The organism is Paenibacillus harenae DSM 16969 (genome assembly GCF_000422465.1).
In the GTDB taxonomy this organism is placed as follows: domain Bacteria; phylum Bacillota; class Bacilli; order Paenibacillales; family Paenibacillaceae; genus Pristimantibacillus; species Pristimantibacillus harenae.
Window position 1 is genome coordinate 369,842 of record NZ_KE383843.1, and the last position, 13,821, is coordinate 383,662.

11 protein-coding genes are annotated in these 13,821 nt (G+C 53.2%); 2 read left to right on the forward strand and 9 right to left on the reverse strand.

Annotated features, from left to right (window positions below; all coding sequences use genetic code 11):
* Positions 1 to 38: 38 nt before the first annotated feature.
* From H581_RS0121105 to H581_RS34905, 6 genes are all read right to left on the reverse strand, one after another.
* A complete protein-coding gene (locus H581_RS0121105; protein ID WP_028611741.1) occupies positions 39 to 365 on the reverse strand; it encodes an antibiotic biosynthesis monooxygenase family protein in 327 nt (108 codons plus the stop codon).
* Positions 366 to 477: 112 nt separating this feature from the next.
* A complete protein-coding gene (locus tag H581_RS34895; protein WP_051251164.1) occupies positions 478 to 1,347 on the reverse strand; it encodes a sugar phosphate isomerase/epimerase family protein in 870 nt (289 codons plus the stop codon).
* Complete coding sequence (locus H581_RS0121115) at positions 1,344 to 2,342, reverse strand: DUF6005 family protein (protein ID WP_028611742.1); 999 nt, start codon at positions 2,340 to 2,342, stop codon at positions 1,344 to 1,346. The genes H581_RS34895 and H581_RS0121115 overlap by 4 nt, the downstream gene beginning before the upstream one ends.
* Before the next feature lie 245 nt (positions 2,343 to 2,587).
* Positions 2,588 to 3,838 carry an AMP-binding protein gene (locus H581_RS0121120; protein ID WP_028611743.1) on the reverse strand — a complete coding sequence of 417 codons (1,251 nt, stop codon included), beginning with the start codon at positions 3,836 to 3,838 and terminating at the stop codon, positions 2,588 to 2,590.
* Positions 3,835 to 5,706 carry an IucA/IucC family protein gene (locus H581_RS34900; protein WP_051251166.1) on the reverse strand — a complete coding sequence of 624 codons (1,872 nt, stop codon included), beginning with the start codon at positions 5,704 to 5,706 and terminating at the stop codon, positions 3,835 to 3,837. The genes H581_RS0121120 and H581_RS34900 overlap by 4 nt, the downstream gene beginning before the upstream one ends.
* Positions 5,703 to 7,586, reverse strand: a complete 1,884-nt coding sequence (locus tag H581_RS34905; RefSeq protein ID WP_051251168.1) for an IucA/IucC family protein — start codon at positions 7,584 to 7,586, stop codon at positions 5,703 to 5,705. Before H581_RS34905 ends, H581_RS34900 begins: the two co-directional genes overlap by 4 nt.
* Before the next feature lie 349 nt (positions 7,587 to 7,935).
* On the opposite strand from H581_RS34905, the gene H581_RS36625 reads away from it, so the two are divergent.
* Positions 7,936 to 8,751: a helix-turn-helix transcriptional regulator gene (locus tag H581_RS36625; RefSeq protein ID WP_028611744.1), complete on the forward strand. Its 816-nt coding sequence runs from the start codon at positions 7,936 to 7,938 to the stop codon at positions 8,749 to 8,751.
* A 5-nt stretch (positions 8,752 to 8,756) separates the two neighbouring features.
* On the opposite strand, the gene H581_RS0121140 is transcribed toward H581_RS36625, so the two are convergent.
* The gene (locus H581_RS0121140; protein ID WP_028611745.1) at positions 8,757 to 9,755 is read right to left on the reverse strand and encodes a FecCD family ABC transporter permease; all 999 of its coding nucleotides are present in this window, start codon (positions 9,753 to 9,755) and stop codon (positions 8,757 to 8,759) included.
* Positions 9,748 to 10,758, reverse strand: coding sequence for a FecCD family ABC transporter permease (locus H581_RS0121145; protein ID WP_028611746.1), 1,011 nt, complete (start codon positions 10,756 to 10,758; stop codon positions 9,748 to 9,750). The genes H581_RS0121140 and H581_RS0121145 overlap by 8 nt, the downstream gene beginning before the upstream one ends.
* A gap of 205 nt (positions 10,759 to 10,963) precedes the next feature.
* On the opposite strand from H581_RS0121145, the gene H581_RS0121150 reads away from it, so the two are divergent.
* Entirely contained in the window at positions 10,964 to 11,959 is a 996-nt protein-coding gene (locus tag H581_RS0121150) for an ABC transporter substrate-binding protein (protein WP_051251170.1), read from the forward strand.
* Between the two features lie 77 nt (positions 11,960 to 12,036).
* Here H581_RS0121150 and H581_RS0121155 read toward each other — a convergent pair whose 3' ends face one another.
* Positions 12,037 to 13,338 (reverse strand): MFS transporter, encoded by a 1,302-nt coding sequence (locus H581_RS0121155; RefSeq protein ID WP_028611748.1) that lies wholly within the window; start codon positions 13,336 to 13,338, stop codon positions 12,037 to 12,039.
* Positions 13,339 to 13,821: the final 483 nt, after the last annotated feature.

Here is a 13,821-nt window from a genome sequence, read left to right on the forward strand (position 1 = left end):
CTATTTCGGATGAAATTGGAGGATTTCCAATACAGCCTTCAGATGGTTTCAGCCTTCTTCGCCGCCAGCACCTTATAATACCCATGCTCAAAACCGACGATATGCTCCGGCTCGGACTTCCCTCTGGCTTGCCTATGGCCTTCGAGATGAGGTTCGCTCGTTTCCCAACGCTTCCAGGCTGCTTCGGATTCCCAGCGAATCAAGACCAGCACTTCCTCGTCTCCCGACCGGCTGGTCTTCTTCTGCATAACGCTCAAATCGATAAAGCCCGGGGACTTCTCTATTTCTCCCGGCGGCGTGAAGTGCTCTACAACAAGCCCCGCCGTACCTTTTTTGACGATGAATATCTTCGTTTCAATAAACATATACCCAATCCCTTCTATAATATTATCGTGTACAATCTCGCATAAGCTTCCCTCGGCGGCAAACCGTTCCTAATGTCCGCCCCGCCAGGCGATGTCCGTCAGGATCAATGGTTTATAGGGAGGATAGCAGCTTGCAAAACGCCGGATCGCTTCCCTCCCTATGAGAACTTCGCAGCCATTTCAACTCGTCTTGCAGCACGCTGAGCGGCTTCGAACCGAACCATTCCAGCGAGGCGTACAGTCCGGTGGGCTCAATCTCCCGGATAATAGCCCGGTAGTCCAAAGCACCCGCCCGGAGCGGAACCATCCCGCTGCGGCTCCCCGAGGCAGAATATACGTTATGCGGATGAAAGACATGGAGATCGCGGGCGGACGTAACATTTTTCAGATGAAAATGATCCACCCACGGCTTCAACCGCTCGAAGCCGTCGATCGGATCGGTGCCCGACTCCCACACATGAAGAAAATCAAGATTGATTCTTGCGTTACGATGGTCCAGCTCGGCCAGAAGCGCCAAGGTGGCATCCACCGTATCCGTCAACGTATTCGGATGAGTCTCCAGCAGCAAATGGATCCCGCCCGCTTGGCATAAATCGCACAGCTGCCGCAGCCGTTCGACTGCCTGAAACCTTTCCGCATCGGACAGCTCCGCGCTTGGCCGCTGTCCCGCAAACGACCGAAGCCGCTTCACTCCGAACAACCCGGCCGCCTCTATCAATTGAGCGCACCTGGCCAATGTATTCGAGAAGTCCGCTTCCGGAGAGATGTCGAAATAATCGCTGATCATCGAAACGCGCAGCCCGCCGCCCTGCAGCTTATCCAGCTGTTCCCTGGTGCTCTCGCGTTCATACTGGTACAAATTCAGCGCATGAACCCCCCATAGCTCGATGCCATCGAAGCGGTGCCGAAGCGCGTAGCGGACCAAATCGCTGAAGGAGATCAGCTGATGCCGGAATGATATCGTGCATAAGGCATATTTCATCGGGCCGCCTCTTCTCTCGTTGAAGCAAATTGCTTCCACTGGAGGAACTTCCGGTGCAGTTCTTGTTTGATACTAAGCTCTAGCATATCCAGTACGTCCAAGCTTTGCAAAATGCCGGGAAGCAGACTCGCATTGCCTGTCATCGCCAACTTGATCGTGCGATACTGCACGTTTGAATACCCTTGCACCAGCTCCTCAATCCGATCCGTCCATTCGTCAAACTGCTCATATGCATCGCCTGTTCGGCTGTTGAAGTACATGAGGGCATGCTCGTAGCTATACTTGCGTATGGCGATGACGGGAAGCTGTTTTACCGTTTCGACCAGCCTTGCATAGCCCTCTTGCCCTGTCCCGGCTACATTTCCGATCAGCTCTTTCAATCGGTTGGTCAGCTCGTTATCATGCTTGCCGAAGCTGGTATCGTACAGAAGCTCCACCATTTCATCGGAAGGGTCGCGAATATCCAGAGCGTCGATGTAGAAGCCTCCCCCGAATTGATTTTGCCGAAACGCCTCGATCACCAGATCCTTCTTCACAATCCCTTCCCAGCGAAAATCAGGGTCCAGCATGAACCACTCGTCCTCCCGCTCGGTTGCCGACAGCATCAGAAAGTGGGGAAATGGCTTCTGATGGAATTTATTTTCCCTCACCGGCATGCAGGCCATATCGATTTGCGCGACAATGTACCGATGCTCCGGGCGCGACTCAATGAGGGAAAGCAATGTCGACACATTGCTCTCCCGATCCTTCGTACGGTCATACCACTCGTGAACCTTCGGACCGAACAGCCGCTCGAACCAGGTGGTAAAATAATCATGCGACAAGCTGTGCTGATAGTAAGTAATGGCCCCTCTCTCCGTCACGTCAAACTCCGCATCCCATACCCCAAGGTAGAAGGGACGGTAATCGACGGCGCTGCTCCTTTTGACAACTTCACAGAAACAGCTGACGATGCAATGCACCTTAATGCTGACTTCCTCGGGGGCGGCCTCCAATGGCTCCAGCGTCTCGATAAAATCAAGCAGCGTCCCCACGGTTGAAAAAACTCTCGGGTCAACCTCTTCTTCCGGCACCAAGACATGCATATCCGTCTCGATGTACACGATAAGCTGAACGATCATGATGGAATCGATGCACAAATCGTCCTTCAGACGCAGCGCGTCGTGCAGCTCGACCGCTCCCTCCCATCGCAGCTTCTCCTTCATAACTGCTGCGAGCTGTATTCTTTGTTCCTCGCGATTCATCTTGCATTATCCCTCATTTCGAGTAGTCTGCGGCTAACCTTTCCGTTCTTGGTTCTTGGAATGTCAGAGACCATTTCAACATGGGCGGGAACCTTGTAAGGAGGCAGGCCCTGCAGGCACCAATCTCTTACCAGCTCCGGCGTGACGCAAGATGCGGCTACGACGCTGGCCTTTACCAGCTCGCCGATCACCGGATGCCGACCGCGGTAGACGACAACCTCATGGATACCTTCTAAACGGCTGATGCATTCCTCAACCTCAACGGGATACACCTTAAGCCCGGATACATTGATCACATCGTCTGCGCGGGACACAAATCGGAGACTCCCCGATTCGGCGGTATATCCTAAGTCCTGCGTCCGGATTACCTTCCCGTGGGCGGTAACGCTGATTTCGGCCGGCCGGGAAGGATGGCTTCCGGCTTCAATGGCAATGTGCTTTAGCGGATATCCCATATCGTCGTGCGATTCGATGCCGTTGGAGAGACTGATGCAGCCCGCCTCCGAGCAGCCGTACTGCTGCAATAGCGATTCCGTCATCCCGATTAGCTTACGGTACAGCGCTTCAGGAAGAGGAGCGCCGGAGCTGATGAAGCGATGGAAGCGTACGGGTTCACGGACTAGCCCGGTGACGGCCTGCAGCAGCAGCGGAACGCCATATACCAGATGCCGCGGCGTTTGCCGGATGAGGCCGAGCGCGAACTTCGGGTTGTTATGGGTAATGATAACCGGGTCGTTTCCTCTCTCCAGGGCGGACAGCACGCCCGACAGCAAGCCGTAGGAATGGGAGACGGACGATAAAATCACGGGAGTCGGATCGTCATCCGTCATCAGTGCCTCGTTGTATGCCTCCAGCTCATGCTGCACCTCTTGCCATGTTCGTCTGACGAGCTTCGCCCCGCCTGTCGTTCCCGAGCTGAATTGGCAGATGCCAGCCTGGAGGACATTCTCCTCGAAGAATCTGTTCAGGGGGATGTAGTGCTTGGGATCGCCATAAATGAGTCCGGAGCAATCCGCATCTACAGCCATCGTAACTGCAGCGTCCATCGGCGTCTCGCCGTGAATAAGCAAGACGGAGCCTGCATGCCGTCTAAAGTAAAGCACTAGCGAAATCGTATAAATCGGGTCCGTGCAGCAAACCGCAAGCGTTCGGCCTTCGACGCGAGCGAGGTGCTCCAGCCCTTGATACATGGCATGGACGGCTTCCATTTCCGACTTATCGTACCTGGTTGTATTTACGGTTATCATATACGGCTGTAATCCCCTTTCCATATTTCATTCGATGAGGCCGGGTACAGCGGATTAGGAGCTTCGTGTACCATGAGCGTTTGACCTTGATATAGCCTGCGCCTTGTCAACTGCTCCACGCGACAGGCAGGAGTGAACAGATCGAGCTCTTGGAATCGAGGTTCCAGCTCAGGGAATCGGCCGATATGCTCCGCGAGCATCTCGTATACGAGCTCCCAGAACTGCCGTTCATCGAAGGCGTAGTGATCTTCCAGCAGCAACGCAAGCTCCCCCAGGTTCATGAAGAACAAGCAATCGGTCATCAGTTCTTTTACTAACTGCAGGCTGTCCATAGCGAAGCCTTCATTCCGCGCAGTCGAGCTGTAGTAAGGATGAGCTGAGGCGAAGTCAGGACATCGCGCCGGCTCCTTCAAGTAAGCGGGGTGATATTCCACCCCTTCGTGGAAATCTTTCCAAGCCGTTCGGACCGGGATTCCTTGCCTGTGAAGAAGCACGATATTTTGCGCATGCGATTCCAAGGCGAGACCATGCCCGGCGAGCAGGTGAACGACCGGCAGCATACATACGGCAAGCAGCCTCCGAAGCCAAATCCTGACGCCCTGACAGCGAACCCACGGATCAATGAAGGGCGTTCCATTGATTTCAACCGCCGAGAGCGCATTCATCGGTACCGCCTCCTCCCCTGCTTCCAGGTAGCGGTGAAGGCTCTCGCGCCACAGGCAGCCGATGACGCCGTAAGCTTCCGGCCGAATTCCCGCGTCTTGACCCGACTGCGGCGCATGTGGATGCGGATCGTATGAAACCCCCGCATACTCCATGAGCAGGACGACCCGCGCTTCGTCACGCAAGAATGCATCTCGCTGTACGATCTGGTTCAGCCAGGCGGAAACAAGCGGAGCCGTTGCCAAGCTGTGCGGTGTGAGAGAGCGCAAGCTTGATGTATTCGTGATATGCAGCGACAGTTTCAAGTACGATTGGACGGGATTGGCATGATTCGCTAAAGTGCGGATCGATTGTTGGGGGCGATATCCAACCTCTGACTCCCCGAGGCAGATCATCTGCTTGTTCCTTAACTCCATGCTAAAAACTTGCAATACCCGATGCGTCCACTGCCAGGGATGCACGGGAAGGTAGACGTATTCGGCCGGCTCGCGATTATGTTCCCTCAGGACTGAATCAAACTGTGAGAGTTGACCTTCGCCTAGCTCCAGAAGCAGAATATCCCTGTAAGCAAGCCCGGAAAGGACATGTTGGCCTGCAAGCTCCTTGCAGAGCGCGATCCAGACGGGCTTCACCTCCGCCTCGAATTCCGGACCATAGGCATAGTGATCGCTGACGGAGAATCCGATTCGCGACTTGTAGCACGGATGATACGGATGTCCGTCCATCAGGGCGCTTTCCAGCTTGTCGTAGGACAGCCCGTGAAGCGGCTGCGTCCCCTCGGTTGCTCTCTTATGTTGGGCCAGCGTATCATTCAGCAGCGTTTGCTCCAACTCTTGAATGAAGGCGTGCAGCTTGGTTTCCGGTACATCATGCTGGCGGCACAGCTCCTGCATGAGCAAGCTCGGCGACTCTGCTTCTTGCTCCGTCTCCCTCGTGCACCGCATAATCGGCCGGTCCTTTAGACGGATGCGCCCGAAAGTGAAGCGTTCCCGGCCGATGCATACATATTTTACCGACTGTCCCAATCCATCCTTGCCGCGGATTATGAACTCCGTCTCTCCCGCGATTTCCCTCCTTTCAGAATGAACGATTCCTTCGTATATCAGCGCTTCAAGCAGCTGTCGAAGCACTCTTCTTCTCGCCTGTACGTAAGCAGGAGACAAGATCGCCTCATACACTTGGGTTGCTTCCGCATACATCTTCATGCCTGCCCGCTCCCATTCCACACCGCTTCCTTCCGCCAGCGAAAGGTAACCTGCTTCGCCTTATGAATCATTCGCATGCTCGGCAGCTCCTTCACGAGCGGATTATCGATCGGCACATATACCGCTTGCTCCAGCGGACAATCGAGCTCATCCATATCGTATAACCGCGTCAACAGGTTGGCTTTGCACGGAATGCTCGATTCCTTCAGCAAACTCTCCAGGAAAATAGACGGCTCACGGTTCATCGGGAGAAACTTCTCCAGGGCGGAGCGAAGTTCTGCAAGCAGCACCCTCTCGTCAATCAAGTTTTCCATGCCGAACCCGTTGATGAGGCCGAGCATATGATTCACGATCAGGTAATACCGGAACCGTTCGTCAACGATGCGGTCATCGTAAATATTGCCGCTCTTTTCCCCTAGTTCAGGAAGCAGTCCATCCAGCATCGGCTTGGTCGAACGGCAGTAATAATAACCCTGATTGTCGCGATAATAGAATCGGCTCGGATAGCCGTTCAGTAGCCTGATCAAACAGTTCTGCTGATGCGCTTCCAACGCAATGCCATATTTCAGAAATAGCCATACCATAGGCTTAAGGGACAGATCAAGGTAGCGGCGAAACCAGTCCAGACTCACTTGGCTGCTGCTGCGCCCTTCTTTCTGCGATAAGCTGTCGATTAGATGGGCTAATCGGGAGCGAGAGCCCGGAAGCGGGTCCTGCACGAGGGCGGCGATCAGCGTTACCTCTTTTGCCTCCTCCTCCCGGAACGGATTGTCACGCACAATGACTTCAAATCCCGACTCTTCCGCATCCCCCTCCGCCATTAAGGTTAAATAAGCAGGATCGCCGATAAAGGAAAAGCCGGGAAAACGACGATGAAACTCAGGTATGCAAGTTGACAAAAGCCGACTGCTCTCAACGCCGCTTACCAGCTCCTTAAACTTGTTAATACGCATGGAATTCGTAATTTTGACCTGTATCGAGAGCTTTAGCATGAATTGCGCCTCGGGATGATAGACCGTTCTTAACGAGGATGTCGCCATATAGGATCTGCCTTGCGCACCTAAATAGCCCAACAGGCCTTGCTCCAGCCAGCGCCGGGCGCGGTCTTGACACAGAAGCCATTCGGCTTGATTCGGATGAACGGGTATCAGTGCGATGCTCTTATTGCCGCAATAACAATCCTTAAAGTCTTGGTCGACCTCGGGGTCTTTTCTCAGCTCCGATTTGATCAGTTCCACCGCGGAGTCCCCAAGCGCCGATGCCTCGACGACCAAGCTGCGATGCGACCAGAAGTAATGCAGTTGGAACTGCCCCTTCAGCTCCGGCGCGTACTCGTTCTGCTTCCAGTCCGCGAAGCCTTGTCGGCTCTTCGGCGTCGGGTGGGTCAAATGCCCGAACAGAAGCGCCTGCTCCGCTTGAATAAAGTCGCTATGCTCCCCGTACAAGCTTTCCGCGTCATCCTCACGCGATTGGATAAACGTTTCGATGTGATTGCAGCTTTGGACCACGCGCTGGATGAGCTCTGCCGACCGCGCATGATCATTGCCGCGAGAAAGCTCTCTTACAAGCAGCGTGATTGCCGTGATATAGTCGATCGGTTCCGGAGCGTTGCCGCCCACCTGCCAATAAACCGGTCCCGCAAAACGGTGTCTTCCCGTCGGTGACAGGTAGCTGGCTCTAACATAAAGCGTCATATGCAGCAACGGAACGCGCACATAGGCTTCGTTCCCGAAGAGCGGTTGATCCCCCTTGCTGCCCGGGGATTCCGTGACCTTTCCTGTTGACCTGACGATGCAGCCTTTCCCGGTTTCTCGCAAATAACAATTCAGAAAGCTCTCCAGCGTGGCCTTCTCTGCAATCTCTCTGGCACGTTGAGTCATGATATTCTCCTTTAATTCATGGCCTTCGTTTAAAATATAAGAATTTATAAGTTTAACACTTATAACTAGGCTTATATTTCACCGTGAAACGGTGGCGTCCTTAGACAAGGACGCCGACAGGCGTTTCTGCTTGACTGATATTGATTATCAGTCTCGTTTCATTGTAATGACAAATCCGCCGGGTGGCTATACACGGGTTTACCCTTTTTCATGGATGAAATGAACTTATGGCTTGAGAATGGCAGATTTCAGACTGCCTTGGAATATATTCCAAGGCAGTTGATTTTTATCTTCAACTTGTTTATCGTTAAAGTAATGATAATCATTCTCATGAAAAGGACGGTTTCCAATGACGATTCGCAGCTCTTATGTAACCTATATGCCTGTCTCGTTGAAGCTCCATCGCTATGTGCCTGGCATGCGCCTGAAGCCGGCACGGTTCGGCATGCACTCCATTCTATGTGTAACCGGAGGCGCTGGACAACTCCGAATGGATCAGCACAAGTACGATCTGCTGCCGGGAAGCTGTCTTTTATGGTCCCCTTCCACCTTCATTGAACTGGCCGCCGCGCCGGATCGCCCTTTGCAGCTGTTTTTGCTCCAATACATCAGCATACCCTTGGCTGTCGCCGAATCCGAATACGATGCAGCACTGCACGAATGGCCGAATATCGGCTGGGACCGTGCCAGGGTCGAACTTCACTCCCCTGCATGGATCGAGCCGCTGCTCACGCAGCTGCAGCAGGCGCTGAATGATTCGCGTCCTTCTATGTGGTTTCGAAGGCAATCGTTATTTCTTGAGTTGCTTCAGGTATTCTCCGAAGCAACGGAGGAGCCGACGCCGACCCCGTCGATTCAGAGAACGATCCGTTACATGGAACTGCATTATTCGGAGCCCATTCAGGCAGGATTTCTGCCTGTGCTGGCCGGCCTTACGCCGAGTTCCTATTGCAGAGCCTTCAAGAAGGCGACCGGGTTGACCCCGAATGGGTACTTAACCCGGCTGCGTATCAATCGTGCCAAGCAATTATTGGCACAATCGAACTTGACGTTAAAAAAAATCGCTTGCAGCGTGGGTTATCAAGACGAGCTGTATTTTAGCCGGGTGTTCAAAAACTGCGAAGGCGTTTCCCCCACCCTGTTTACAAAAAACAGACTCGAATGATCGAATCATCTACTGCTTTTGTATAACAAATACATAAAAAATGGCGCGCCGATTCCTGCCGTAAATACCCCAGCGGGGATGTCCATCGGTTGAAAAAGCATTCTTCCTGCCAGATCCGCGAGCAGGAGGATGACTGCGCCGAGCAGGGCGGCGGCGGGAAGCAAAACGCGGTGCGAGTTGCCGACGAGCTTACGGGCCATGTGCGGGGCCAATAGACCGATAAACGAGATCGTCCCAGCCACTCCGACGGCCGCCCCTGAGAGCGCGACGCTAATCGCCAGCAGCAGCAAACGGTTGAACTGCAATCGGATTCCCAGGCCTGAGGCTATTTCTTCTCCTAGCGTCAGCACATCCAGCTCTTTGGCGTAGAGATAGGCTACAGATAATCCTGCGGCGACCCACGGGCTCAATGCAGCCACATTTTTCCAGTTGGTTCCATAAATGCTGCCCGTCAACCAATTCAGCACTTGGGAGGCCATGTAAGCGGGTCCGTTGATCAGCAAGAACGTGGTCAGCGCGCCCATGGCGGTCGATATGCCAATCCCGATCAGTACGAGCCGCAGAGGGGAAACGCCTCTTTTCCAGGCTAATACATAGTTTACCGCTGCTGCGCAGAACGCCCCTGCGATGGCGATGAAGGGAACAAAGTGGATACTGTAGACGCCTGCGGATAACGTCATGAAGGCTACAACCGCAACGGAGGCGCCCCCGGTAACGCCCAGCAAGTCGGGTGCGGCCAGCGGGTTGCGAATCACCCCCTGCAGCAGTACGCCCGAAACCGCCATGGCGGCGCCAATCAACAAAGCAGCGACAATTCTGGGCAGGCGAAACTCCAGGATGACGAGTCCGCTGCTTTCGTTGTTTTGACCGAGGATCGTCTGGACCACTTCCATCACGGGAATACGGGTACTGCCCATGGATAAGCTGAGCAACGACAAGAGCAGGGTTGCAAGACCCAGCAGGAGGACAATAAGGTGCCCTCTTCCTTTGATCGCTTTAAGCATGAGTTCTCCTTCTTGCCACGTAGATTAGGAAGGGTACTCCCAGCAGAGCCGTTGCGACGCCGACGGGGACCTCCTTCGGCATGATGATAAAGCGGGAAGCAATATCCGCGCCAACCAGCAGCAAGGCGCCCATAACGGCGCAGTAGGGCAGCAGCCAACGGTGATCGTTTCCCACGAAATATCTGCTCAAATGCGGCACGATAACGCCGATAAATGCAATCGGGCCCGCAACGGCAACAGAGCCTCCGGCGAGCAATACAATGGCGATGGCGGACAGGAGGCGGATGAGCGCGAGCCGCTGTCCCAGCCCTTTGGCTACGGTATCTCCAAGCGCCACGACATTCAACGATCCGGATAGCAGCATGGACAGCGCCCAGCCTGCAGCTACATAGGGCAGTACAACCGTGAGATGCTCCATTTCCCGGTCTGCGACCGAGCCGACCATCCAGAATAGCGCTTGATCCAGCGATTGCTTGTTAACCAAGACGATACCGGAGGTGACCGAAGAAGCGAATGCGGCGACGGAAGCGCCGGCTAGCGTCAGTTTGACCGGCTCGAAGCCGCCCTTCCCTCTCGAACCGAGGAGGAAAACGAATAAAGCCGTAACCGATGCTCCCGCGAATGAAATCCAGATCATGCTTCCAAGCAGGAGACCCGAACCGAAGATCCATAGGCTGATGACCAGAAAAAGCACGGCTCCCGCATTAATCCCGAAAACCGAAGGGGAAGCGAGGGGATTTCTTGTGAGCACTTGCATCATCGCGCCGGCCATGGCCAGGCTGGCCCCTACTACAGCGCCAATGAAAGTTCGGGGAACGCGCGTATTCGTAATGATGATCTGCTCGTTGGAGCCGTCAGGATCGGCGTATGCTTGCCATACCTCGTCCACTCCAAAATGCTGCAGACCATAAAGAACGCTAGCCAACATGAAAGCGAGCAGCAGGAGTACGCCTGCCGCCAATCCAAGCAGTTTCAGCAGACGGTTATGCTTAAATAGACCCATCGAACTTATCCCCCATGAAGTTAAAATTTCATTTAAAATAACATGCTTATTGTATGGGCGATAACACCCCGTGTCAATGATTATGATTATCATTCTCGAAAAATGTGTTGACTTCATGCATGTAATCTCTTATATTTGGCATTGATAATGATTCCTATTATCGTATTGGGAGTCGAGAAAACTATAGGTCAGAGGAGAGAGAAACATGATTAAGAATGTCCGATTCACCCGAAGCGCCCTGCTTTTCTTGCTTGCCACGGTACTGCTCTTGGCGGCGGTCGGCTGCGGCAACTCGCCGGCAGAGACAACTCCAGCCGCGTCTACGCCTGAACCATCCGCGCAAGCCGAGAATGAGACCGCGAGAACAGTCAAGCATGCCATGGGCGAGGAAAAAATCATGGGCACGCCGGAGCGCGTAGTCATTTTGACCAATGAAGGGACCGAGGCTCTTCTTACGGTGGGCGTCAAGCCGGTAGGTGCGGTACAGTCCTGGGTCGGAGATCCGTGGTACGATCATATTAAGGCAGACATGCAGGACGTAACTGTTCTGGGAGAGGAAACACAGCCGAACATCGAGCTGATCGCAAGCTTGAAGCCCGATCTCATCATCGGCAACAAGGTAAGACATGAGAAAATATATGAGGATCTGAAGAAGATTGCTCCGACTGTCTTCTCGGCGGACTTGGCGGGTGATTGGAAGATCAACTTCAGCCTGTATGCAGAAGCGGTGAATAAGAAGGAGGAAGGCGACAAGGCGATGGCCGCATTCGATAATCGCGTCGCTGATGTGAAGGCCAAGCTTGGTACGAAAGCGGCGACAAAGGTATCCGTTGTGCGTTTTACCGCAGGGGATGTGCGCATCTATCAGAAGCAGACGTTCAGCGGAGTGCTTTTCCAGCAATTGGGCATCGCTCGCCCTGCTTCTCAAGATAAGGATCAGTTCATCGAGAAGCTGACCAAGGAGCGCATTCCCGATATGGATGGCGACGTGCTGTTCTATTTCTTATCCGAAACCCCGGGCAAGAATGACGCAGCCAAAGTATCCGAAGAGTGGCTAAAGGATCCGCTGTTTCAGAACCTGATTGTGTCCAAGACCAACAAAGTGATTAAGGTCGATGAAGTCGTATGGAATTTGGCAGGCGGTTATAAAGCGGCAAACCTGCTGCTGGATGAACTCATTGCGTATTTTGAAGTAAAGTAGCCTGATCATGAGCAAAACCTCCTGTCCATTCGCGACCAGGAGGTTTTGTTTATTGGCGGAACGAAGTAGGCGTTCTCTTAATGATGCTTCTCCCCTAGCCCTTGCTTTGCCTGGTACTGCTCCTGCCCCGACTCTTCATTCCCCCTCTCCTTGATGCAAAGGATTAATAAATATTGAAGCACAGCCATCGCGAACAGAATGACCGGCAGCCAGCTTGAATGCAAGTCACCTGCCAGCACAATTAGCAGCGTAATGGACACAACCCGTCCTACATTCAGGAAAAGCTCGCGCATGACAACCGATTCGACGCGCAGCTGACCCTTGAGCGGCAAAGAACCGATCAGCCGATAGTAATAGGAAGTTAGCGTATTGATCGCAAGCGGGTTGCAGATCGAGAACAAAATCATAAACGTGGCGACAGACCAAAATTCGACTTGAATAAGCAGCAGCCCCGATCCGATGGCTACGCCTGTCGTAGACAGCAGCACATATTTGCGCACATGCTCCTTCTGCGCTTTCCGCGAGATGACGTAACCGGTCGCTACCGTAAGCGAGGAGAAGAATACGCCCAAATACCCGACCCAGTCCTCGCGCCCGACCGTTTGAAACAGCAGAATATTCGGGAGAAACAGCATGATGCCTTGAAATAGCCCCAGTACAAAAAAGCTGTAAAGCGCTTTAAGCCACCGTTTATTCCGGCTCATGACAATCCCCATAAGCTTCAAATAGTACGCCTTGTGATGCGTCGGAACCATCGGGATCCGTAAGCTTACGATCGCAGCGATCAGGAACATGACGAATGCCAGCGTAAAAATAAAAATATAACCCTGCAGTCCTTCATTGCGCTGGATAATGAATCCGGCAAGCGCCGGACCGGCCAATCCCGCAGAATTGAAAAATACCATATTCATTGCCAGGAACCGAATCCGATTCGCTTCCGTTGAGACATCATATTGGATAACCAGATAGCCGGTCCAATATAATCCCGCCGCAAGTCCGTTGAAGATAGCAAACCATATGTAGTACTGCGCGACCTGCTCCCGGGCGATAACGACAAATAAATAAAAGACGGCGATCATGACGATGCCGAGACGGTACGTCACCATCCGGTCGCGCTTCTTCGCAATCCACCCGCCGATCGCGAATGCAGGAGGCGTCACTAAAAAAACAACGATATTATAAACCCCGTTCACGACTAAGTCCTGCGTCAGCCGCCATAAATACAAGTTCAGAAATAATCCCGACATGGAAGCGCCGAATTGAAAACAGCAATGAATCATTAAGGCGGTAACCGCATCCTTCCCCAAGCGTTGCTCAGGAGCCAGCGGCGTCCCTTTCAACCTGCTTAATCTGGCGAAAAAGCCCTTCACCGTCTGCATGCGCGGCATCCCCCGATGTTCTTTAACTCGTAATAATCTTTATTTTACCACACGCGAACCGATAGGCTTCTGCTGAAGAAAGCGTTATCTCATCCAAAAACGCCGCTCTCCTATCGTATGAAGCTTCTTAGGAATCGAAATCTCCGTTTTTGTCCCCCGTTCGCGCATTTAAGCGTGCAAGCTCTGCTTGAAATGACGCTGCATGCATGAATAGAGCTCTCCGCTTTCTTCACAAACTACCTCTATCTCTTTGAAAAGGAGGGAAATCCATGGCCAAGCAGCAAGGTCACGCGAATCAGAATACGAAGACGAAATCTAAGGACAAGAAAGGCAACGCATCCGGTAACAACCACTAGCCGTATGATACTTGAGTGAGACGCCAAAGACCCATTACCGGCTCTGCAAGAGCGGTAACGGGTCTTTTCGTGTGCGGCCGAAAAAGGTTATTGGCTTTTTTTGGCGAATAAATACGTTAATCATCTT